Genomic DNA, 24,199 nt, shown 5'->3' with positions numbered 1-24,199 from the left:
GTATAAATCCCTAAATTACCCCTTCAATTTGCTGTAAGTGGCGTATCACAGATCCTTTATTTTTTTCAAAAACAGCAGCAGCATTGTGAATCATCTGCTGACGAAACTTGGGATCAGAATGCAATTTAATAATCCCATCGATTACTTCGTTTGCCTGGCGTACCAATAAAATACCCTGAGCAGCCTGTAAGTCGTTGCAAATGGCTTTAAAATTATGCACCAGACTTCCACTTAACACGGGAACATTCATTGCAATTGGTTCCAAGACATTATGTCCCCCTACCGGAACCAAACTACCTCCTACAAAAGCATAATCACTAATCTGATATAACCCTAAAAGCTCGCCCAGGCAATCTAATACCACAATCTCATTTTCAGAGCTTAGGGTATTTAAATTAGAGCGTAAGCCGGTCTTAAATCCTGATTGCATACATAATTGATAAACCGCCTGGAATCGTTCAGGATGGCGTGGAGCAATTAATAAGACAACGCCAGGAATCGCTTGTTGCAACCGTTTTAGATGAGATAAAATCTGTGCCTCTTCATTCTCATGAGTGCTTGCTGCAATAACTGCCACACGTTCGGCTCCCCAATGACTTTTTAAATCGCTAAAGCGCTTACTGTCTATCGTATTAGTCTGTAAATCAAATTTCATATTTCCCAAAATATGGACTATCTCCTTTCTTGCCCCTAACACGATATAACGTCGCGCGTCCTCTTCTCCCTGCGCTAAAATGGCAAAAAATTGATTCAGAATCGGTTTAATTAAAAATTTAATCTTTTTATACCCATTCAAAGAATCATCAGATATCCGTGCATTAGCAAGCAATAAAGGGACGTTTGCTGCCCGAGCCTGATAAATTAAATTCGGCCATAATTCAGTTTCCATAATAACACCCACACGCGGTCGAATTTGTTTAAAAAAACGTTTAAGTACGCCGGGAAGATCATAGGGTAGATATTGATGAGCCACCTTGTTACCAAAGCGTGCTTGCACTCGTTCAGAACCGGTTGGCGTCATGGTAGTAACCATTAAAGACCAATTTTTCTCCAACATGGCATCAATGAGGGGAATAGCCGCAATAACCTCGCCTAAAGATACAGCATGAATCCATACGTCAAAAGGTTTATACTCATGTTTACAAAGAAAAAAACGTTCTGATATGCGCTCCCTGTATGCAGGTAAGCTTCTCCCTTTCCACCACAAGCGAATTAGTAAAAAAGGAGTCAGCAAATACATTAAAAAAGAGTAAAGAAATCGCATATAAAACCAAACCCAAAAATCGACAGTATATACTTAAAATGTGGTATAAGCGATAAAATCAAATTTAATGACTTAATTTTAAGGGATCCTTTTTAATGTCTTTTCGGGAATTTTTTATTGTATCGACTTGGTGGGGAAAGATTATTGGCGCATTTTTTGGCTATTTAATCGATGGTCCTATAGGGGCAATTTTTGGTCTTTTAGTAGGTAATTTTTTTGATCGTGGTTTATATAGTTATTTTTCTAATCCTCATTGGATATATTACACCGAAAAACGCAAAGCAATACAAAAAGTCTTTTTTGAAGCCACCTTTTCCATTATGGGGCATTTAGCTAAGGCCGATGGTCGCGTCAGTGAACAAGAACTGAATATGGCACGTTTATTCATGGATGAAATGCGCTTAAGCAGCGAACAAAAAACATTGGCGAAACATTTCTTTAATGAGGGAAAGCAACCTCAGTTTAACTTAGATTCCGCCCTCGAAAATTTAAAAAAAATCTGTGAAGAAAACCGTGACTTGTTACGGCTGTTTATTGATATTCAATATCGAGCAGCCCAGACTGATGGACTGGATTCAAAAAAAATCAAAGTCCTGGATAAGATTTTTTCCAAGCTGGGTTTTGCACCACTTCACAAACAATATCGCTTTTATGAAGATTTTGGCGACGCAAGTTACTCATCAGAGCCGCAAAATGATGCCAAGCAACAATCAGAACAATCGCGACAATCCGATTCGTCTTCGCAGTCGTATTCATCCTACAGCAGATATACTTATCAACCCACAAAAACAAACCTGGACTATGCTTATGCGCTTTTGGAAGTACCCTCCGATGCGAGCAAACAAGAAGTGAAAAAAGCCTATAGACGTTTATTAAGCCGTAATCATCCGGATAAATTAATCTCCCAGGGCTTACCGCAAGAAATGATAAAAATGGCAAATGAAAAAACCCAGAAAATTGTAAAAGCATATGAATTAATTTGCACCAGTAAAGGCTGGTAAGCTTCACAGGCCACAAAGAGATCGTTCACATTGTTTTGCTTCATTGTAGCCTGGGTGAGCGCAGCGAAACCCGGGTTCCGTAACGCTGCACCCAGCAGGCTACTATACGGAGTATAGATGGGTCTGTAAGTATTTTTTAGGTCGCTTTTCGTTAAAAGTATGCAAAATTAAATTTTTCCTCAGTAGGCGTTGATCTTTACAGTTCAGCAACTTCCTCAAGATAACCGCTCCAATTTGACTTCTTATTTTCTGCCACTTGATTCTTGAAAAAAGCAGCGATTGGAACTAGATAAGAGTACATCCGCGGCGGAGATTTAGGTTGAAGCATAGGGAGCTTTACCATCCAACCATGGATAAATGAAAAAAGAAGTTGTCTACTGTATTCATAATCGTGATGGGCTCCCGGTATTTCTATAGCTAAATAATTGTTTTTATTTTTTGCAAATTCCTTTTTTCTTGCTGCCATTTCTTGCTTGATTAGGTCATAATCAAACTGACCAACAATATCAAAAACAGGCATATTTAATTCAAGTTTTTTATCTGCAGTTGGAGGAGTGTTGTAGGCAGACAAGAGAATCAAACCTTCAATTTGGGGCACGGGAGGTTTTCCCAAATATTCGAATGTTTGTTTTAATTGTTCTCCATAGTGCACCATCACAACCCGTATATTTTTTTGTTTGCGTAAAGCAGCAACCACCTCGGGAAATTGTTTGATCCAGGGTACAGTAATGCTGCTGTCGTTATTGAGCAATACAACCTGCCATCCACTTTGAGCTAATTCATTTGCCAGATTATCCAACAATAGAGAGGAATGTGCTTGTGAACCACCATTGACTAAGAGAACTGCCCCATATTTTTCTTTTTTTGGAGACCAGTAAGGTAAATCGATGTTTTTACCGTCAACTTTGATCACCAATGTGTCTGCAAATAAAGTTGAGCATACGAAAAAAAAGATTAGGACTGTCCTTGTAATATATTTCATATCATCCTAATAAATGAGCCTGAATCGATTGAAAATGAACTGTAGCCTGGGTGCAGCGTAGCGGAACCCGGAAAAATTTAACCATCTCTGCCCGGGGTTCCGCTACGCTGCACCCAGGCTACATTGAAGGATAGTACTTCATCTAATCCGTCAACTCGATACCTGCTTGATCCAACATTTCTCTGGCTCTATCGCCCAGGATCTTATGCGCCAATGCAGTTGGATGTACTAAATCAAAAAATAGAAACCCAGTACAACCATCCGCATTCATTTCATGTTTCACAGAGGTCACCATTTTTAAGACCGATGTTTTTGTTATATCCTCAACTACAGAATTAACGCAGGTACCTGTTATATTTGTAAAACCATAATTTTCAGGAACCGTCATGACTTCTTCAAAGGCTTTATGCAGATCATAATACAGCCACTCTACATCCGGGTATTCTTGCTGAAAATCATCCATTGATTTCCTTAATAAATTATTATGTTCCTTGGCAAAATAGGTCATCGCATCAACTGAATCAAATTCAATTGCAGCGGGAGTTCGTCCTAAATCGGGTAAGTTAACCACCAAAATATGTTTTGCACCTTTTTCTACCAAACGCTGAATGCTATGCACAATACCTGCATGCACATCGTGAAGTGTTTTTTCAATTTCTGCGGGAAATGCAAGATAGTTATTTGCGCCTATCCATATAACAAAAAGACTGTCTTCACTCGCTTTGTCATTATGTTCTAATAAATAATTTTTTACTTCTCTTCTCAAAGTAAACAATACTTCATCATCTCCTTCTTCCTCAGACACACCAGCGCCACCATATGCATAATCTAATAGATGCTCAGTAGGGTTTTCAGGAAAATAAGAGGCAATTACATGCTCAATCCAGACGGGGCCATTAGAGAAACGTCCTTCAAAGTATGGAGGGGATGGAGGTAATTGATGTTTCATAAATTTATATAAATTACCGTTATCAGACAAACTATCACCAAATACAACTATATTATGAAGAGGTGTAGCCCAAACAATTCCAGAAAATAAAAATGCCCCTATAGTTGCTAACAGTTTCATGAATACCCTTAAGTTCTAATCCTAAAAAAAGCAGTGACATCTTATCACAAATGGCTACTGCACTGAATTTTGAAGAGTGTATCTGGTTATTTTAAAAACAAAGTCAATCCGCATTATAGTATGAAAAATCGTTCATAAGCAATTTTTTTGCATAAACCTATATTTTATTATTTTTATATATTTATCAATGGGTTAAATAAAATCAAACTCCATAAAAATAGCCCTCCAGGTCAAAATCATGCTTATTTCATAAACAAAAAAACAACCTTTGGGGTTTTTCGATTGCTCCCCAATCAAAAGAAATTTATATTAATATTTTTGCTGGGAGGCTTAAGTAATGACTTTTAAACAAAAATTTATCCTCAAATGTCTTGAGTGTATGGAACAAATTCTTGCTCACGATGAGGAGTTAGCAGAAGCAGTTCATCATTATACTGAAAATAAAGTTCCTACTTCGCGCTACCAACTTAACACCAAAATAACGGATGCATCGCAATGGAATGAACAAGACAAGCTCAGCTTGAGCGCCACTGTTTTTGAAGCAATTGCGCGTAGCTCTTTATCATTTTACTCGGAAAGTGATAAGCGTGCTCAGGAAGTAAATGCTGCCAATGAGGCATTTCTGGATAAATACCTACCTAGGATGACTGAAAATACCAATTCAAATAACAGGATTGATTCAGTAAAAAAAAATATCGAGCAAATTAAAACGGAGCTTAAAAACAAAATAGAAAACAATGAAAATCCCTATTCCTTTTTTACTCCGGTGACTGCTGGTTTGGTTGTCATGGCTGCAGCTGCAACAACAATAGCATTATTGTCTTATAAAGCGTAGAAATCTAACCGACCCAGATGCAGCGAATTGTCTCTTGATCAAATCCCTGCCTACACCCCGCGGCTTGTCCGCAGGATCCATTATTTTAGCATATTCCCTGGATCCCGCGGACAAGCTGCGGGACGTCGGAGTAGCGCTGGACTGGTTTTGCAGCGAATATAGAAGATTCGGTCCCACGAAGCAGAACCCGGATTAGCCGATTCTTTCCTCGACCTTCCTTTATGCTCCACTACCAATCAAAGTTATTTTTAACTGGCGTCCACAAACCCAAGCTTTGGTTAAATCACTCATTACTTCTTTAGGCATACCTTTAGGTAAACGCACCGTTGAATGATCTTCATGAATTTTAAGGCCAGTAATGTGTTTACTTTGCAAACCCGCTTCATTAGCAATCGCGCCAACAATATTGCCTGGTTTTACTCCATGAATTTTACCTACATCGATTCGGAATAAATCTTGACCTATAAATTCGTCATTGATTTTTTTACGTCCTTCGCGAAAACCTTTCTTGTCTGCAGCAAACCCTTTTCGCTCATCGCGAGAGCGCTCAAATTTACCACCATGCTCACGACTTTCTTTAATTGGACGTGGTGATTTCGGCAAAGCTTGCTCTTTTTGCCAAGGTAAATCTTTGTTTAACAATAAAGCAAGTGTGGCAGCAACATCTACTGCAGAAACATCATTTTCTTTAATATATTCTTCAATAATTCGTTTGTATGAAGGTAAGTTTTCATGTTCTAAACGTGCTGTGATGCTCGCCATAAAACGTTGCTGGCGTGCAACCTGAATCGTATGGTCATTGGGTACAGTTACCTTGGAAATACGCTGACGTGTATGTCGCTCAATACTTGTAATTAAACGTGATTCCTTAGGGGTTACAAATAAAACAGCCACTCCGGAACGCCCGGCTCTACCTGTTCTTCCAATGCGATGTACATAGGTCTCATTATCATGCGGTAAATCATAGTTAATCACATGAGTTACCCGCTCCACATCCAGACCACGAGCAGCAACGTCTGTAGCGACCAGGATATCAATTGCTCCTTGTCTGAATTGTGCGATAATGCGTTCACGTAAGGCCTGGGTAATATCACCATGAATGGCCATGGCTCGTAGCCCTTGTTGTTGTAATACTTCGGCAACTTCTTCAGTACTGCTTTTAGTGCGCACAAATACAATAACACCCTGATATTCTTCTACAGCCAGTACTCGCAATAATGCATCAGGCTTTTGATGCCCTGAAGCAAATAAAAAGCGCTGCTCAATACTTTTTACTGTAGCTGTTTCTCCGCGTATTTCGATAGAAGCAGGATTATGCAAATAAGTATTGGCAATTTGGCGTATACGATGGGGCATAGTTGCTGAAAAGAGACCTATTTGTTTCTTTTCCGGCAGTTTTGCCATAATGGTTTCAATATCTTCAATAAACCCCATACGTAACATTTCATCTGCTTCATCCAGAATGAATGTACGCAAATTATCTAATTGCAAAGTACGTCTATCGATATGATCTAAAATGCGCCCTGGAGTTCCAACCACGACCTGAGCACCTGCTCTTAATTGTTTTAATTGACGACCGTAATCTTGTCCGCCGCATAGAACAGCAACAGTGGTTCCACGTTGCTTGGCACTTAATAATTCAAACTGTTCTGCAACCTGAATCGCTAATTCACGAGTAGGGGCTAAAATTAAAGCTTGAGTACTCTGTACATTAGGGGTTAAATTTTGCAATATAGGCAAGGCAAAAGCAGCAGTTTTTCCTGTTCCTGTTTGTGCTAGAGCAATCGCATCCCGACCTTCCAGAAGCAAAGGAATCGTTTGAACTTGAATTGGCGAAGGAGTGGTAAACTTCATATCCTCTAGTGCTTTGTTTAAAGCATCTGAAAAATTGAAGGATATGAAGCTTGTGATTTCTTGAGACATAAAAATCCTGATCGATTAAAAAATAACCTACAAAAGGCCGAGTGATATAAAATTGAACAGTATAATAACAAAATAAACAGAATAATGCACTATATTTATGAAATGATTAGGGAAAGCATCAACTGAAATATAAGCTATGAAGTCCAAAGCGATAATTGGAGTGAAGTAACTATAACACGACTTTTTCTAAATTGCGTCCCCCACCTTACTGCCGTAGCCTGGCTGCTCGCAGCCAGGATTTATTGGTACATATTCTATAAGATAATCTTGGTTGCAAGCAACAGGTTACATCTTTTATTTGGGAACATCAAGGCTATTTTTTAAATTAGAGCCGCTAAACGACATGCCTGATCAATTGCGTGGCGTGCATCAAGCTCCAATGCTTTATAAGCACCGCCCACTAAATGCACAGTTTTTCCTGCCTCTTTCAAAGGCGTGAACAATTCAGTCAATTCGATTTGTCCCGCACAAATCACTACTGTATCTACGGGGAGAACCTGTGCTTTTTCATTGATTTGTACATGTAATCCTTCATCATCGATCGCATCATAATTCACCCCTGAAATCATCTGAACGTGTTTATGTTTCAAACTTGAACGATGAATCCATCCTGTTGTTTTACCCAGACGTTTGCCCATTTTTTCTTTTTTACGTTGTAATAAATAGACTTCGCGAGGGCTAGGGGTAATTTCAGGAGGTTTAATTCCACCCCGATATTTTCCATAGATATCAATCCCCCACTCACTATAAAACTGCTCCTTGGGAACTGGATGCTCATGTGTTAAAAATTCGGCCACATCAAAACCAATTCCACCTGCACCAATAATAGCTACTCGTTGACCGACTTCTTTTTTTCCAGTAATCACATCGATGTAACTTGCCACTTTAGGATGATTGATGCCATTGATATCGGGAATACGTGGTTTAATTCCACTGGCTAAAACTATTTCATCGAAATCCTGCAATTGTTCAAGCGTTGCTTCAGTATTTAAAAGAATAGTTACCTTAAATTTCTGCAATTGATAATTAAAATAATCCAGAGTATGTTGAAAAATCTCCTTCCCCGGAATTCTTTTTGCCAGATTAAATTGCCCGCCGAGTTGAGCACTTTTTTCGAATAAAGTCACTTTATGCCCACGTTCTGCCGCAACCGTAGCAAAAGCAAGCCCGGCAGGCCCTGAACCCACTACAGCAATGGATTTAGGTGTGGGGGTCACCTCATAAATCAATTCAGTTTCGTTGCATGCACGCGGATTCACCAAACAGGAAGCTGTTTTATTCACAAAGACTCGATCAAGACACGCCTGATTGCAGGCAATACACACATTTATCGCTTCACTTTCCCCTTTTTTGGCTTTTTCTGCAAATAAGGGATCGGCTAAAAAGGGTCTCGCCATAGAGACCATATCTGCAACCCCGGACTCAATTAGTTGATTGGCTAATTCAGGTGTATTAATGCGATTTGAGGTAATTACCGGAATGTTAACTTCGGGTTTCAGATGTTGGGTTAGATGAGTAAATGCTGCTGCAGGAACCATGGTAGCAATCGTTGGAATTCGTGCTTCATGCCAACCAATACCTGTATTAATCAACGTAGCACCTGCTTCTTCAATTGCCTTGGCCAGAATGACTACTTCTTCCCAGTTGCTTCCCTCTGCAATCAAATCGAGCATCGACAAACGGAAAATGATAATAAATTTCTCACCTACTGCTTCACGAACACTTCGAACTACCTCAATAGGAAAGCGGATACGATTCGTATAACTACCGCCCCATTCATCCTGACGCTGATTGGTATGCGTGACAATAAACTGGTTAATTAAATACCCTTCACTGCCCATGATTTCGATGCCATCATAGCCGGCTAATTGGGCAAGTCGGGCGCATCGCGCAAAATGTTTAATGGTTTTTTTAATGCGATATTGACTCATTACCCAAGGTTTAAAAGGACTAATAGGTGATTTGATGCCGCTGGGTGCGACAATAAATGGATGATAACCATAACGACCTGCGTGCAACGCTTGCAGAATAATTTTGCCACCTGCTTCATGTACTGTATGAGTGATTAATTCATGTTTGTGCTGCTCTTTACTGTTTGTCAATTTGGCGGCAAACGGGGCTAAACGTCCGGCTCTATCCGGTGCAAAACCACCTGTTGTGATTAATCCTACCCCCCCAAGTGCTCTTTCTCGATAAAATTGCGCCAAACGATTTAAACTGTCCTTATCTTCTTCAAGTCCAGTATGCATGGACCCCATTAACAAGCGATTTTTTAATTGAGTGAAGCCTAAATCTAAAGGCTGAAATAACGCTTTAAACGGGGTATTATCAATTCTCAATTCCATGAGTACTCTCACAAATGACATCAAAATCAAAAGTATAAACCCTGTTTCTATCTTTTCACAGAGAATAAGTAAGAATCTTTAACCTGGGCGCAGCGAACTGCCTCCAGGGTACATCGCTGCCTCACCGCGCGGCTTGTCCGCGAATCCAGTGGTTTAGCACCGAGCCTCTGGATTTCGCGGACAACCCCACGAACAAGTGTGGGGGCTGGGACGTTGGATTATTGCTGGACTCAGAGAGATGACTAGGTTATGGTGCAGCGAAACGGGACTCGCGTTTTGATTGCTCTTTAATCAATTAAAAAGTTGCATTTTCTTGAACAAAAGAAAAGCGTGTTTGAAAGCGATTGGCGATAAAAGCGCCTGCCAAAGTAATGCTGCAGCCAACAAGAGAAAGTAATGAAGGTTGTTCATCCAGCAAGAGAAATCCCATTAAGGTTGATACAACAGGAAGGGCGTAGAGCATGATGGATGCATTAGAAGCAGATAAATATTTCAGCGCATAAGCCCATGCCAAATAAGCAATCGCCGCGGGGAAAATACCCATATAAACAACAGCTGCGGTAGTTTGAAAATCTGCAATTTGAATTTGCTGAAGCATGTCAGGCAGAAATATGGATAACAACAGCGTTCCCCCCCACATCACCCAAGCAATAATCGCAACAGGATGATAAACACTCACGAAGCGCTTTTGAATAATTGTTAAAATCGCACCCATCAAGGCAGAAACCAGGATCGCCAAAATTCCCTGCTGCATTCCAGGTTCTGAATTGTTGTCAATTGCCAATAAAGCCAGCCCTAATATACTGATAATCATACCGACCCAAACGCCACGAGCCAGCTTCTCCTGTAAAAAAATCAACGATAAAATAACAGTCAACACCGGCATTAACCCAAGAACAAAACTGGCTATGCCAGCAGAAACACTCAACTCGCCATAATTCAAGCAAATATTATAAATACCTATACCAGCCATGCCAGTAAGAAGTAATTGAAGCCGATCTTTCCATACCACTCGTTTTTTAATGCCTAAGCCATAGTAGATTATCAACATACACAGTGAAGCGACTATAAAGCGTAAAAGGGCAAGTGCTCCTGGGGAATAGGCGGATAATCCAATGCGTATTCCAACGAATGCTGAAGCCCATAATACAATGGCAATAGTAACCACACAGCTCACTTTGAAAGACTGCATATCTCCACCACATAAAGAAAAAATTGCAAACTATTGTATCAGAATGGCTCGAAACAATCACGGATACCCACGCAGCATACCGTTAACTCGATAATTTTTCGGAATCAATCTGAAACTCAAATCATGCTGCACCGCACCAGAAAACACCGGAATTAAAGCGCTTTTTTTGCAAAATTCAATTTTATTAAAGGCAATATGTAAAAAACTTGGCATTTTCTTTTTTTATAATCTACTTTTAAAGAAGGGCCTACTCCGGTTGAGGGCAAATCTATGGATGACCCTTTTTCTGCGCTAAAAAATGCCGTTGAATCCGTTTTTTATTTGGTAAGACCAAGAAATAGCGGAAAATATACTTTTTTTGAAATCCAGGAGCTCAAGGAAGCAATCGAAAATTATCAGCCCAATGAAAAGGCTACTTTCATTGAGCTGGTAAAAACAGTAGGTGCCGCCTTGTCTCTCTTTTTGAAATGGGGTATAAATTTTGAGCCTATAAAAAATTCAATGAATTCTTTGGCTGCACAACATCACATGCCTGCTATTGATTGGGATATGTACCTTGTTCAATCTAAAACCTCACCAAGGTTCCCATTCCACAACCATCTACAAGATGTCGACTTTGTCCCCTGGTTAAATGCAATGTCCGAAAAAACCTTTACGGAGCAAGACCCCAGCCTGCATTCTCAGTTAATCGCTCATCGAGAACAACTTGGATTTAGTCAAAGACTTATTTCACATTTGAAAAAAGATCCAGATTTTTTATCGCGTTTAATTATGGAGTCCAAAGAAAATTTTATCCAGATCTCGGGCACACGCTTAATTTTTTACTTAACTGATGAGCAAATAGCTCATGCAATAATCCAATATTTGCCTGAATTACTGCCAGAAGATCCGAATCCATTCGTCCAGGTGGAACAACTCGTAGAGAGGCTGAACGGAATATTATCTAATGGGCGCTCAATTTCTACGCTTCTACGTAATTCCAAAGCTAAAGAAACTTTAGATGATTCTGAATTTTTTCAAATATACCAAAGTGAAGAATATAAAAATCATCAAGAGCATCCTTCATTGGCAGAAGATGAGTATTCCAAGCCACAAATTTAATTGATAAAAATAGCAGGAACCCAGGTTCCACAGCGATGCTTCACCCAGGCTACATAAAGAAATTATCCTTAATCCAATAAGCCTAAAGACTTCACTGTATCATGCTCTTGTCTTAGCTCATCTAAAGTTCTGTCAAACATTTCACGGCCATAATCGTTAAAAGGCAAACCCTCAACTACTTTTAATTCACCATGTTCACGTCGGCAAGGGAAGGAGAAGATTAAACCTTCATCCACACCATACTCCCCTTTAGAACTACGGCACATGGAGAATGATTCTCCAGCAGGAGTATCAGTAACTAAATGATTGACACCAGTGATAACGGCATTGGCAGCGGAAGCGGCTGAAGATGAACCTCGTGCTTTAATTACTGCAGCACCACGCTGCTGTACAGTCGAAACAAAAGTTTCTTTCAACCAAGACTCATCAATAGCCTTAGCTGCAGAAACTCCATTGATTTTCGCATTATAAAAATCAGGATATTGAGTGGAAGAATGATTTCCCCAAATAGTCATTTGGGTGACCGCAGTAATATCGACCCCTGCTTTCTTTGCCAATTGCGTGCGTGATCTTAATTCATCCAAGGTAGTCATAGCATAAAAACGATCATTAGGTATGTCTTTAGCGTTATTCATGGCGATTAAACAGTTTGTATTACATGGATTACCGACTACAAATACGCGCACATCATCACTTGCATAATCATTTATCGCCTGGCCTTGTTTGGTGAATATTCCACCGTTAATTTGCAATAAATCAGAACGTTCCATACCTTGCTTGCGAGGCACAGAGCCTACCAATAACGCCCAGTTTATCCCGTCCATTGCCTTATTCATATCCGAAGTACAAATCACACGCTTCAATAAGGGGAAGGCACAATCGTCCAACTCCATAGCAACTCCTTCCAAAGAAGGGAGTGCGGCTTCAAGCTCAAGCAAATTTAATTCCACTTCAGTATTTGCACCAAACATTTGTCCCGAAGCGATCCGAAACAATAATGCATAACCAATTTGTCCAGCTGCTCCAGTAACAGCAACTCTAACTCGTTTATTTGTCATGTGATTTCCTCTTGTTTTTCAGGTAATCATCGAAAACTCTCTCTCGCTAAGCGGGAAGAACACAACATGAATGATTACATTTTTTGTTTGAAAACTCGCAACATGATACTATTGCATTCTCAAACAAGCCAGTCTAAAAAGAGTAATGATTCCTTTATCGTTGTACATCCACATTCCATGGTGCATTCGCAAATGTCCTTACTGTGACTTTAACTCCCATAAAAGTCCTGAGATTTTACCGGAACAAAATTATGTTCAAGCCCTAATTGCTGATTTAAAAACTGATTTGCAGCACGTTGAAACCCGTGAAATTTGTTCCATTTTTATTGGCGGAGGTACCCCAAGCCTTTTTTCTGCTCAAGCCTACGATACCTTATTCACTGAACTAAAGTATCTTTTGTCCTTTGCCCAAGATATTGAAATCACTATGGAGGCAAATCCAGGGACAGTAGAACAGCAACGCTTTACTGAGTATCGGCAAATTGGTATTAATCGGCTTTCCTTGGGTATTCAAAGCTTTAATCCGGAGCATCTTTACACTCTGGGGCGCATCCATGACGCACAACAGGCACATCGTGCCATCGACTCCGCACGTAATGCCGGTTTCAACAACTTAAATCTGGATATCATGCACAGTTTGCCCAAGCAAAGTGTAGCTCAGGGACTTGAGGATTTACGTGCTGCGATAGCGCACCAACCAGAGCATTTGTCCTGGTATCAATTAACCATAGAACCCAATACAGTATTTTATAAAGAAAAACCTCCATTACCTTCTGAAGACGAAGCCTGGATTCTGGAAGAAGAAGGACTCGCTTTACTTAAAGAAGCCGGTTTTGAACGCTACGAAATTTCCGCCTTTTCCAAACCTGCGCGACAAGCCCAACATAATTTAAATTACTGGTTATTCGGTGATTACCTGGGCATAGGGGCAGGTGCTCATGGCAAAATCACCACCCAAAATGGAATACTAAGAACACGCAAACATCGTCAGCCTAAAGAATATCTTGATTACGGCAAACCTTTTTTGGCGAGTATAGAGACAGTTAACCCCCAAGATCTTCTTTTTGAATTTATGCTCAACGCCACCCGATTGGAGCAAGCCATCCCGTTAGAACTCTTCACGCAAACTACAAGCTTGCCATTGAATTATTTACTCCCTAAACTCAAAACAGCAGAGCAAAAAAAACTAATAACCCTCACGGATACATACTGGCAAGTTACTGCTTTTGGCAGACGTTACACCAACGACTTACAAGCCCTATATTTATAAACTCCAAATCAAAAAAATACATTCCGCGCTTTATGCCTGAGAGATCCTCACAAAATCGAAAAGGTAGAAATCATTGGTTACTTGAATCCATCCAGTCTAAGGGATGGACACCCTATCGAAGTCAAAAAGGCTTTCATCCCTGCGTAGGCAGAGATGACAGTATTTCAGGCATCACTGTAGATGTAGAATAGGTATTTTCCTGTTTCGATTTTGTGAGGATCTCTCAGGCTTTATGCGCAGTATCCATGAGTGATCGCTAAATCTGGATCCCGCGGACAAGCCACGGGACGTAGGAGGAGGTCAACCGATTACAATCACAACTCATCGCATGTGAGCAGTGGTCGATTACCCTTAAATTTCCAGCCTCTTGCTTGCAAATAAAGATTAATTGATAATAAGTTACTTTCCGGAAAAGGAGCAATCGGTGATATTATTTATATTTTTGGTAGTTCTTGCTTATTTAATGGGATCTATCTGCTCTGCAGTCATCGTCTGCAAGGCTTGCTCTTTGCCCGACCCACGCACAGAGGGTTCAAAAAATCCTGGCGCTACCAATGTCTTGCGCATTGCAGGAAAGCAATATGCGGCGATGGTTATGGCTGCCGATCTGTTGAAAGGTACTATTCCTGTACTCATCGCCAAACTCTTGGGTGCAGGACCGGCGACCGTAGGCTTTACTGCTTTGGCTGCAGTTATCGGCCATATGTACCCTGTTTTTTTTGACTTCAAAGGCGGAAAGGGAGTTGCTACAGCGATTGGTGCGCTCTTAGGTTTTCATTTCATTGTTGGCATTTTAGTTGCGGCAACCTGGTTAATCGTCGCCAAATTTTCACGTTATGCCTCTTTAGCTTCTATAACAGCGATTGGTTTTGCTCCATTTTATTCGCTATTACTTATCCAGCGTCTGGATATTTTCCTGCCTATATTCATTATGGCCTTATTAGTCGTCTATAAACATAAAGAAAACATTGTGCGTCTTATTGATAAAAAAGAACCTCACATTAAATTAAAGGAAGATGTTCTTGATACTATGATGGAGGCCAAAGTGGAGAACGCCGTTCCTCCCAAAAAAACTGAAACGATGCCCAAAGAAACAATAATTGAGATAGAAGAAGTCATCATCACTGAAACGGTAGTGGCTGAGCCTGAACCAACGCAAACAACTAAAGCCACCAAAAAGACCAGTAAAAAAGCCGAGGAATCTGAAAAAAAGACCAGAGCTAAAAAAACTGCTGCACCGAAAGCAAAAACAAAGAAGCCTGAAGAGAAATAAAATAAAACAAGCACAGATTTTAAAGTCTAGAAATCCCTGAACGATCTATTTTCAAAGATTTTCAGGGATTGCAAAAATCAAGCCAAAGGCCATCTTGCCTTAACCTCTACCCCACTACTTAAATCCTTTTCACCCCTTAACATCCGTAAACATCCAGCATAAGCAATCATCGCTCCATTATCGGTACAATATTCCAAAGCAGGGAAATAAATTGTGCCGCCAATACCCTCAATCCATTCGCGCAAGCCTAAACGCAATGCTTTATTTGCCCCGACTCCACCCGCCACAACCAATTGCTTGTATCCCGATTCTTGCACAGCCCGCTTGCATTTAATCATTAGGGTTTCAACTACTGCTTCTTGAAACGCCTTGGCAATTTCAGCACGTGCCCGCTCATCTTTTGTGCTTTGGTTCCAAGTGTTTAATGCAAAGGTTTTTAACCCGCTGAAACTAAAATCCAGACCCGGCCTATCGGTCATGGGGCGGGGAAACCGATAAGGCGTAGCTTCACATTGATCGGCAAGGGCGGCAAGTACCGGACCCCCGGGGTAAGGTATGCCCATGAGTTTCGCGGTTTTATCAAAAGCTTCACCTACTGCATCATCCAGAGTATCTCCAAGGAGACGGTATTCTCCTAAATCCTTAACTTCAACTAATTGGCAATGACCACCAGATACCAAAAGTGCGATAAAGGGGAATTCGAGTGATGGGGTTTCCATTTTTGCAGCTAAAAGGTGCGCTTCCAGGTGATGAATGGCCAAAGTTGGGATTTGTAATGCATATGCTAAGCTTTTTGCAAAACAAGCACCTACCAGTAATGCACCAATCAAACCTGGACCTGCAGTGTAGGCAATGCCATCCAATGCTTTTTTATCAATTCCTGTTTGTTGCAATACTTTATCAAGCAAAGGAATTAAATAATTAATATGATCACGTGAAGCAAGCTCAGGAACCACACCACCATGCACTCGGTGCGTATCTATTTGCGAATGTAAGGCATGCGCCAACAAACCAGCATCTGAATCATAAATCGCTATTCCGGTTTCATCACAAGAAGATTCAATGCCCAAAATCAACATACAAAACCTAATCTAAGAGTATTATCAAAGCCAGAATTGTAACACATTAATCGGGGGAGTAGATTCTCAATGCATCTAACGAATAATTTGATCATTAATCAAACAATAATAGCTAGCACGAGTTGGATACATTTGTTTGCCTAACAGAAGCAATTCAAGCCCTTGGTTACTCAACTTTGGAGCATTAAAATGGCGTACACAAAAGTTGATCAACGCTTTATATACGCCTTTACCAAAGAGTTTATTGCGCATTTAAGTAAGCCTTACCCCCTCATGAAGAAAACACAGCATAAGGAGTACTCGCCCAAGGCTTACCTGGCGATTTCGGTAAAATATCGAGAGTCTTTGATCAATTAGGACAGTGTAGTGACATTCATCTATTTAATATTTAACCCTTAATTTATTATCCAAGTATCAAATCCACTAGGAATTCATAAAATTTATAGTTTAAAACTTGACGAGTGCTTCAACTAGCACTAGAATTGCCCACCTATTAAGATCAAATAACCAGAGGACTAGTTAATGCCTACCGTTCGCGTCAAAGAAGGCGAAAACCCAGAATACGCACTGCGCCGTTTCAAGCGCTCTTGTGAAAAAGCCGGTATTTTAACCGAATTACGCCGTCGTGAATTTTATGAAAAGCCAACTGCTGAGCGTAAGCGTAAACAAGCTGCTGCAGTAAAACGTCATCTGAAGAAAATTTCTCGTGATATGACAGCAAAACAACAAGGCGGAAAACGCCGACGTAAATAGGATCTGTCTGTTCCTGTATTTTTTACCAAGGCCACATATACTTCGCATAGTCACAATTGCTTTATGATTATGGTGTCGTATTTCGTGGCCTTTTGCTTTTCAGAGTACATTAAGGGCCGAGCTGCTTATTAGACTTTAAGGAATAAAAATGACGATTAAAGAACGCCTCAATAATGATGTCAAAGATGCAATGCGGGCTAAGGATAAAGAACTTTTATCCACGCTTCGTTTAATCACTGCCGCAGTAAAACAGGTCGAAGTAGATGAGCGCATCGAGGTGGATGATGAGCGGATGTTGGTAATTTTGGATAAAATGAGCAAACAACGCAAAGAATCCATAGCCCAATACGAAAAAGCGAATCGAGACGATTTGGTCGCTCAGGAGCAATATGAATTGGAAGTCCTGAAGAAATATTTGCCTGAGCCTTTATCTGCTGCAGAAATTGAACAAATGGTTCAAGACGCCATTACGTCAACTGGCGCTGAAAAAATGGCTGACATGGGTAAAGTAATGGCACTCTTAAAGCCAAGCTTGCAAGGACGTGCTGATATGGCCCAAGTGAGTGCCATGATAAAGGTTAAGTTAAGTTAAGGATCAATATGTCTGGCTTAATCCCGCAGCCATTCATTGATGATCTTCTTCTCCGAACAGATCTGGTTGAATTAATTGACAGCTATGTTCCCTTGAAAAAAAGAGGGAACAGTCATATTGCGTGCTGTCCTTTTCATAATGAAAAATCTCCTTCGTTTAATGTCGTTGCTAAAAAGCAGTTTTATCACTGCTTTGGTTGTGGCGCTTCAGGCAATGCCATCAGCTTTGTCATGAATTACCTCAATCAGGGATTTGTTGATGCGGTTGAAACGCTGGCTACTCGCCTGGGTTTAGCAATTCCTCGAGACAAACAAACTGAAAAAAATAATCCAGCCCAGGATCTGTATAAACTCTTGTCTTCCGTAAGCCTTTATTATCAAAAAAAATTAAAACATGAAGGGCAACTTGCCATCGATTATTTACGTGGCCGAGGCTTAAGTGGAGAGATCGCGAAACGGTATCAATTAGGATATGCTACTGAAGGATGGCATCATCTTGAAAAAGCATTTCCTCGCAACCAACGTGAGTTGCTTGCAACCGGGATGTTAATTAAAAACGAAGAGGGAAAAATTTATGATCGGTACCGAAACCGCGTCATGTTCCCTATTCATGACCGCCATGGACGCATCATAGGATTTGGTGGGCGTGTCCTGGACGCTGCACAAAAACCTAAATACCTTAATTCACCTGAAACGGTCATTTTCCAAAAAAGCAGAGAATTATATGGTTTACACCAAATTCTAAGCCAACAAAAAACCATAGATTACATTATTGTGGTTGAAGGCTATATGGATGTGATTGCATTAGCCCAACATGGCATTATGAATGCAGTAGCCACTTTAGGTACCGCAACCAGTACTTATCACATTCAACTTCTTGCCAAACATACAAAATCGCTGATTTTTTGTTTCGATGGCGATAATGCGGGAAAACAAGCTGCATGGCGCGCACTTGAAAGCAGCTTGCCGCATTTGAACCTGGGACTCGATGCCAGTTTTATGTTTTTACCCGATGGACATGATCCGGACAGTATGGTCCGCAATGAGGGCAAAGACCATTTTTTAAATCAGCTTAAGCAAGCCATTCCACTGCATCGATTTCTCTTTGATGGCTTAGCCAAAGACCTCAATTTGCTTCGTCCTGCAGGAAAGACTCAATTAATTAATTTGGCCAAACCTTTTTTACAAAAAATGAATGAGGGCTCGTACAAGCAATTACTTATCGAAGATCTTGCCCGATTAACTCATATTGAAACACATCGCTTAAGCCAGATGGTTACCGAGGGATCGAATACAGCCCCGCATGAACAAGCAATGACTATAGCGCGTACACCAATGCGTGTTGCTGTTGCCTTACTCTTACAACATCCAGAAATTTATACGCAGATCAAACAGCACATTAATCTCGAGCTTTTGGATGCTAAAGAACATGAAATTTTAATACACCTGTTACACCAACTCGCAACAAATCCACAAGCCACTACCGCAACACTCATTGAATCATGGCGTAACCATCCTTATTTTGACTCCATAAACAAACTCGCAGCCTGGGAGCATTGTGTTCCTGAACAAGAATTGGTCAAAGAATTTATTGATATTATGGTGTTTTTACAAAAACAAAATCGTGAATTAACCATACGTCAACTGATTAATAAATCGCGTCAACAAGGCTTGGATGAAGCAGAGAAAATAAAGTTACAGGAGATGTTAAAAGAGCGTCATGTTTGAAATTAGAAAAAACCGCTCTCCATTGACGCACTTTGCTGCTGCTGTATTAATTCAGAGAGTTCCTCTTTGGAAATCATAATCTCTTCAACATCTTCTGAATGTTCCATTTTGACGCTAATTTTATAGCTATCATGATCCTCCGTGCCGCTTATTTCTTCTACCATACAATTCTGGCTCAAACTATCAAGCGTAGTAATGCCTGTGATTCCTAGATTATTATTTAGATAAGCAACCAAAGTGGATGAATCAAAAATAAGAGGCAATTTTTCTGCGACCAGTTCTTGCCGATGGATAGTACTGTACGCCTGATTCATAATGGCAAGAAATTGGGAAGCTGGAATTATAAATTCTTCAGGCGTGTCCCCGGAATAATGGCTTTCTGCAAGTAGCTTGAAGGAATAATGACCTGGAGTACCAATACATGTAATCTTCGTGAAGTTATAAGAAGAATTTTCCAGTTTTATTTGTAACTGATTACAAAAATGCTCTTTGTATTGATAAAGAAATTTTAATGTCTCATTGAAATGAGGACTTAATTCAGAAAATTGCGAATTTTCAGTAAATTTTCTACCCATAACCACGTTCATGGGTTGTGATGGTCTGGGCTGAGATAAAGTGTCGCATATTGCGCTAAAAAGACTCTCGTTATGCAAATAGTCTACTTTACTAAGTCGAACATTCATTTGAGCAAACGCCTTTGCATTTTCTACGGAATTTTCAAGATCCATGCTTAACATATTTTGACAGGCGGTTAAGCGGATCAAATTCAATCTGGTTGCTAATGGAAGATATTTGCTGTTAATTAAGATATTCCCTAAACCCACGCCAAATAAATCTCCAGAAAGAATACGCCCACCTTCAACACCCTTGTCAAAACATAATTGTTTCAGATTAAGAATCTTTTGTAATGAAATGGGATTACTCGTAAAAAAATTGTTTGTCGAACTCAATTGTGATGGATGTTTTGATGCAGAAGCACTAAGTTCTTTTGCAACAACGTAGAGTATGCAATATTCCTGCTGTTTATGAGGGAGAGCGAGATATTGTTTGCTTTTCAATAAGGCTTCAAGGGAAGCAAATTCCTTGAATGCAGATAACTCGGCTTTCTCTAACGTACTTTCAAGAAGAGTTCGTGCAGCAGCGATCTTTTCAAGATTACTGCGGTTGTCCTTTTCTAGCTGAGGGGATGGTACATAACCAATCCGATGCTCATCGTATTCAAGAGGAAACTCGAGGGACTTGTCGGTCTTTTTTATGCAAAATTGGTGTATGACGCCTGTCTGATTATCTAACGATACGGCAACACAATGACCTTGTTGCCTTAGGTGCGTGATAATATCTTGTAAACGCCCTTCACACCCTTTGAGAGTAAATTCATCGATTACCAATGTACCGCCTGGCTTCAATTTATTGTAAGCATCAATTATTGCAGAAACTGGATCCACCAAATGCATAAATGTTTTGCTGGAAAAAATATAATCGAATTGCTGCGAGGCAATTCCTCTAAATTCTTTATAATTTGGATCTCCTAAATGTTCTGCATTCCCAGTAAAATATTTTTCATTAGGTATATTATTATCAACAGGAGTACGTTCATCAGTTGCCGAAATGCCGTATACTGTCACTCTATGCTTGTGTTTGAGCCCTTTGTTTATTTCCGTATCGTTCGCAGAAATAAATACTCCATTTGAGGTTCCAATATCCAATATAGTAATATCCCCCTCAAGAGACGCTTTCTCGATAATTTTTTTGGTGTTTAACTGCACTCCATCTGGATAGCTAAAACTATAATCGCTAGAACCTCGCCAAACATATCCTTCCTTCATACTTGTAACCAGTTCATAAGCACGATTAATTTTCTCGACAAAATGTTTAGGTCTATTTTTCACATTAATACTTCTTAATCCGCAAAGGACAAATAAACTTATTCGATAGACAAGTGTAATTATAGCTTTATTTGAACATTTTGTATAAAAAATGAATTAACCACTCAGACATGCAATTACTTGTAGGAGAGGTTACTCGTTTGAGTCATATCGAAATGCATCGTTTAAGTCAGTTTAGTTATCGTGGACTTACTACATCTAAGCAGGAACAGCACTTACACCAATGCGTGTTGCTGTGGCTTTGCTCTCGTTGCTTGGGAATATCGGGTTCCTGAATAAGAGTTAGTAATAAAGTTACAAAACATACTAAAAGAACTCCTTGTTAAACTGGTACCTAGCTAAGTTCTGGAGCAGCCCGAGTTTGGATAATGCAATTGGTATTAACCTTAGCTCATGCAGTGTCCCATCATGTGCTAGACTCTTGTAAAGAAGATGTCCAGAAAAAAGCAATGAAAAACTACTGGTATGTTGCAGCCTCCCGGTTTATAATTATAAGATTTTGTAATCCTAAAGAAGCAAGCAATCCAATTAGTGTATGTGCTGCTGTAGATTTCATTGTTTTTTAGGATAATGTCCAATTGTCCCTAGAGAAGTGCCTATGACCATAAATGATCAAGAACAGCAAAGCTCACAGATAACCAAAGTCATTAGCCTAGGTAAGGAGCAAGGTTATTTGACTTACAGTCAGATCAATGACTTGCTGCCTAATATAGTCGATACTGAACATTTTGATGTCATTATCAGCATGCTGGAAGGTATGAACATCAAAGTATTTGAATTGCCGCCTGGCGATGATGAACTGGCGCTTCTGCTCAATACAGAAGAAGTTCCAGATATCGAAGAAGCTGCAATGGTCCTTGCTTCTGTGGACAAGGAAACTGGCCGTACAACCGATCCGGTCCGCATGTACATGCGTGAAATGGGTACAGTCGAACTGTTGACCCGTGAAGGCGAGATTCGCATTGCAAAACGCATTGAAGAAGGTATTTACCAAGTACTTAAATCTTTGGCTAATTACCCGGAAACTGTCCAGTTAGTGCTTGACGATTATGATCGTTTCAATGCTCAAGAAATTCGTCTGAATGAAATTATTAGTGGCTTCTCCGATGTTGAAGATGAAATAGCTCCTGCTGCGAGCATTGGCTCCATGCTGGATGAAGATCGACAAGATGATCTACTTCTTTCTGATGATGAAGAAGATGAAGACGGTGAAGGGGGCATTGGGGAAGTCGATGATGGTCCAAACCCAGAGCAAGCAAAAATTTATTTTGATGAATTACGCGATACCTATCAAGAAGCAACCGCTGTATTAAAAGAGTTTGGAAGAGAACACGCTAAGGCGTTGAAAGCATTGGAAGCCATGTCTGACTCGTTCTTAAAGCTCAAGCTGACCTCCAGACAGGTTGATCGTTTAACACGTCATTTCCGTCAACTACGTAACCACATAAGAGAATTCGAGCGTGGTATTATGCGCCTTTGCATTGAAAAAGCGCGTATTCCGCGAAAGCTGTTTATTGATACATTCCCAGGCCAAGAAACGGACATGGAATGGCTCAACACACTTACCAGTAAACACGGTAAAAAACTCGACGTGGACCGTATCCAGGAATATGCCGAGGAAATTCTGCGTATCCAATCTCGATTGGTCGCATTCGAAGCCGAATATGGTTTGACGATTGCCGAAATTAAGGACATCAACCGTAAAATGTCCATTGGCGAAGCTAAAGCACGGCGCGCCAAAAAGGAAATGGTTGAAGCCAACTTACGTCTGGTTATTTCCATCGCGAAAAAATATACCAATCGTGGCTTGCAATTCCTTGATTTAATTCAGGAAGGGAACATCGGTTTGATGAAAGCAGTAGATAAATTTGAATACCGTCGCGGTTACAAGTTCTCTACCTATGCAACCTGGTGGATTCGACAGGCAATTACCCGTTCGATTGCCGATCAAGCGCGTACTATCCGTATTCCGGTACACATGATCGAAACAATTAACAAGCTCAACCGAATTTCCAGACAAATACTTCAGGAAACTGGCCGTGAAGCCACCCCCGAAGAATTGGCTGAAAAAATGGAATTGAGCGAAGACAAGATTCGCAAAGTCTTAAAAATTGCTAAAGAACCTATTTCCATGGAAACCCCGGTGGGTGATGATGATGATTCACACTTAGGTGACTTTATTGAAGACAATAACATTGAATCACCAATCGACATGGCCACTGCTGAGGGCCTGCGCGAGGCAACTCTGGAAATCCTGGAAACTTTAACCCCAAGAGAAGCCAAAGTACTTCGTATGCGTTTTGGTATCGAAATGAACACCGACCATACTCTGGAAGAAGTAGGCAAACAATTTGACGTAACTCGTGAGCGAATTCGTCAAATCGAAGCCAAAGCCCTCCGCAAACTGCGTCACCCCTCTCGTTCAGAAAAACTGAGAAGTTTCCTCGAAGGTGATGAAGGTTAATGATTCAAATCAAGAGGAAGGATAAAAAGGATTTGTGACCTCTTTAACCTTCCCTACCCTCTTCCGAATGGGAGAGGAAAATCCCTAAAAAAATCACAAAAAAAACTAGAACATTAAACAAATTAAGTTTAAAATGACCCCCTCTCCGGGCCCATAGCTCAGTTGGTCAGAGCAGCGGACTCATAATCCGTTGGTCCTAGGTTCAAGTCCTAGTGGGCCCACCAATAAAATCAAGTAGTTACGAGTAGTTTTAGAAAGTTTGAAAAAGTCGTGTAGACGCAATGTAGACAGATTCATTCAAGACTTATCATGTTAGTTTTCATATCTTAATCTAATATATAATTATTAATATCAGAATATCTTTGGCATGGATGACAAAAGATGG

At 40.3% G+C, this 24,199-nt stretch carries 19 protein-coding genes and 1 tRNA gene; 10 read left to right on the top strand and 10 right to left on the bottom strand.

Features of this window, described 5'->3' with window-relative positions; all coding sequences use genetic code 11:
* Window positions 1-10: 10 nt before the first annotated feature.
* On the bottom strand, window positions 11-1,264 hold the full coding sequence (gene waaA, locus LXO92_RS05325) for a lipid IV(A) 3-deoxy-D-manno-octulosonic acid transferase (RefSeq protein WP_182351708.1): 1,254 nt from the start codon (window positions 1,262-1,264) through the stop codon (window positions 11-13).
* Window positions 1,265-1,359: 95 nt separating this feature from the next.
* Here waaA and djlA point away from each other — a divergent pair, with 95 nt between their 5' ends.
* A complete protein-coding gene (gene djlA / locus LXO92_RS05320) occupies window positions 1,360-2,265 on the top strand; it encodes a co-chaperone DjlA (protein ID WP_232890516.1) in 906 nt (301 codons plus the stop codon).
* Window positions 2,266-2,461: 196 nt separating this feature from the next.
* On the opposite strand, the gene LXO92_RS05315 is transcribed toward djlA, so the two are convergent.
* Both LXO92_RS05315 and plaA read right to left on the bottom strand, forming a co-directional pair.
* Window positions 2,462-3,247 carry an alpha/beta hydrolase gene (locus LXO92_RS05315; protein WP_232890515.1) on the bottom strand — a complete coding sequence of 262 codons (786 nt, stop codon included), beginning with the start codon at window positions 3,245-3,247 and terminating at the stop codon, window positions 2,462-2,464.
* A 142-nt stretch (window positions 3,248-3,389) separates the two neighbouring features.
* Window positions 3,390-4,316, bottom strand: coding sequence for a GDSL family lysophospholipase PlaA (plaA, locus tag LXO92_RS05310; protein ID WP_182351705.1), 927 nt, complete (start codon window positions 4,314-4,316; stop codon window positions 3,390-3,392).
* 337 nt (window positions 4,317-4,653) lie between these two features.
* Here plaA and LXO92_RS05305 point away from each other — a divergent pair, with 337 nt between their 5' ends.
* Window positions 4,654-5,151, top strand: a complete 498-nt coding sequence (locus LXO92_RS05305; protein ID WP_182351704.1) for a hypothetical protein — start codon at window positions 4,654-4,656, stop codon at window positions 5,149-5,151.
* 219 nt (window positions 5,152-5,370) lie between these two features.
* On the opposite strand, the gene LXO92_RS05300 is transcribed toward LXO92_RS05305, so the two are convergent.
* From LXO92_RS05300 to LXO92_RS05290, 3 genes are all read right to left on the bottom strand, one after another.
* Window positions 5,371-7,074 carry a DEAD/DEAH box helicase gene (locus LXO92_RS05300; RefSeq protein WP_182351703.1) on the bottom strand — a complete coding sequence of 568 codons (1,704 nt, stop codon included), beginning with the start codon at window positions 7,072-7,074 and terminating at the stop codon, window positions 5,371-5,373.
* 320 nt (window positions 7,075-7,394) lie between these two features.
* The gene (locus LXO92_RS05295; protein WP_232890514.1) at window positions 7,395-9,419 is read right to left on the bottom strand and encodes an NADPH-dependent 2,4-dienoyl-CoA reductase; all 2,025 of its coding nucleotides are present in this window, start codon (window positions 9,417-9,419) and stop codon (window positions 7,395-7,397) included.
* A gap of 295 nt (window positions 9,420-9,714) precedes the next feature.
* Entirely contained in the window at window positions 9,715-10,611 is an 897-nt protein-coding gene (locus LXO92_RS05290) for a DMT family transporter (protein WP_232890513.1), read from the bottom strand.
* Between the two features lie 270 nt (window positions 10,612-10,881).
* Here LXO92_RS05290 and LXO92_RS05285 point away from each other — a divergent pair, with 270 nt between their 5' ends.
* Complete coding sequence (locus LXO92_RS05285; RefSeq protein ID WP_182351700.1) at window positions 10,882-11,712, top strand: hypothetical protein; 831 nt, start codon at window positions 10,882-10,884, stop codon at window positions 11,710-11,712.
* Window positions 11,713-11,780: 68 nt separating this feature from the next.
* On the opposite strand, the gene LXO92_RS05280 is transcribed toward LXO92_RS05285, so the two are convergent.
* Window positions 11,781-12,770 carry a malate dehydrogenase gene (locus LXO92_RS05280; RefSeq protein WP_182351699.1) on the bottom strand — a complete coding sequence of 330 codons (990 nt, stop codon included), beginning with the start codon at window positions 12,768-12,770 and terminating at the stop codon, window positions 11,781-11,783.
* A gap of 145 nt (window positions 12,771-12,915) precedes the next feature.
* Between LXO92_RS05280 and hemW the strand changes: the two genes are divergently transcribed.
* Both hemW and plsY read left to right on the top strand, forming a co-directional pair.
* The gene (gene hemW / locus LXO92_RS05275; protein WP_182351698.1) at window positions 12,916-14,040 is read left to right on the top strand and encodes a radical SAM family heme chaperone HemW; all 1,125 of its coding nucleotides are present in this window, start codon (window positions 12,916-12,918) and stop codon (window positions 14,038-14,040) included.
* Window positions 14,041-14,464: 424 nt separating this feature from the next.
* Window positions 14,465-15,313 (top strand): glycerol-3-phosphate 1-O-acyltransferase PlsY, encoded by an 849-nt coding sequence (gene plsY / locus LXO92_RS05270; protein ID WP_182351697.1) that lies wholly within the window; start codon window positions 14,465-14,467, stop codon window positions 15,311-15,313.
* Between the two features lie 77 nt (window positions 15,314-15,390).
* On the opposite strand, the gene tsaD is transcribed toward plsY, so the two are convergent.
* Window positions 15,391-16,392: a tRNA (adenosine(37)-N6)-threonylcarbamoyltransferase complex transferase subunit TsaD gene (gene tsaD / locus LXO92_RS05265; protein WP_182351696.1), complete on the bottom strand. Its 1,002-nt coding sequence runs from the start codon at window positions 16,390-16,392 to the stop codon at window positions 15,391-15,393.
* Between the two features lie 75 nt (window positions 16,393-16,467).
* A complete protein-coding gene (locus tag LXO92_RS05260; protein WP_182351695.1) occupies window positions 16,468-16,644 on the bottom strand; it encodes a hypothetical protein in 177 nt (58 codons plus the stop codon).
* Between the two features lie 270 nt (window positions 16,645-16,914).
* Here LXO92_RS05260 and rpsU point away from each other — a divergent pair, with 270 nt between their 5' ends.
* The 3 genes from rpsU (at window position 16,915) to dnaG (ending at window position 19,464) form a co-directional block, all read left to right on the top strand.
* Window positions 16,915-17,145, top strand: a complete 231-nt coding sequence (gene rpsU, locus LXO92_RS05255; protein ID WP_010652681.1) for a 30S ribosomal protein S21 — start codon at window positions 16,915-16,917, stop codon at window positions 17,143-17,145.
* 148 nt (window positions 17,146-17,293) lie between these two features.
* The gene (locus LXO92_RS05250) at window positions 17,294-17,737 is read left to right on the top strand and encodes a GatB/YqeY domain-containing protein (protein ID WP_182351694.1); all 444 of its coding nucleotides are present in this window, start codon (window positions 17,294-17,296) and stop codon (window positions 17,735-17,737) included.
* A gap of 8 nt (window positions 17,738-17,745) precedes the next feature.
* Window positions 17,746-19,464: a DNA primase gene (gene dnaG / locus LXO92_RS05245; protein WP_232890512.1), complete on the top strand. Its 1,719-nt coding sequence runs from the start codon at window positions 17,746-17,748 to the stop codon at window positions 19,462-19,464.
* 2 nt (window positions 19,465-19,466) lie between these two features.
* Here the strand turns inward: dnaG and LXO92_RS05240 are convergent, their stop codons facing one another.
* The gene (locus LXO92_RS05240; protein ID WP_232890511.1) at window positions 19,467-21,353 is read right to left on the bottom strand and encodes a class I SAM-dependent methyltransferase; all 1,887 of its coding nucleotides are present in this window, start codon (window positions 21,351-21,353) and stop codon (window positions 19,467-19,469) included.
* A gap of 595 nt (window positions 21,354-21,948) precedes the next feature.
* Here LXO92_RS05240 and rpoD point away from each other — a divergent pair.
* Both rpoD and LXO92_RS05230 read left to right on the top strand, forming a co-directional pair.
* Window positions 21,949-23,814, top strand: a complete 1,866-nt coding sequence (rpoD, locus tag LXO92_RS05235; protein ID WP_182351690.1) for an RNA polymerase sigma factor RpoD — start codon at window positions 21,949-21,951, stop codon at window positions 23,812-23,814.
* A 147-nt stretch (window positions 23,815-23,961) separates the two neighbouring features.
* A tRNA-Ile gene (locus LXO92_RS05230) sits at window positions 23,962-24,038 on the top strand.
* Window positions 24,039-24,199 lie beyond the last annotated feature (161 nt).

The sequence above is a fragment of the Legionella resiliens genome (genome assembly GCF_021344005.1).
GTDB classification, from domain to species: domain Bacteria; phylum Pseudomonadota; class Gammaproteobacteria; order Legionellales; family Legionellaceae; genus Legionella; species Legionella resiliens.
This window is presented reverse-complemented; position numbering and strand designations above follow the sequence as displayed.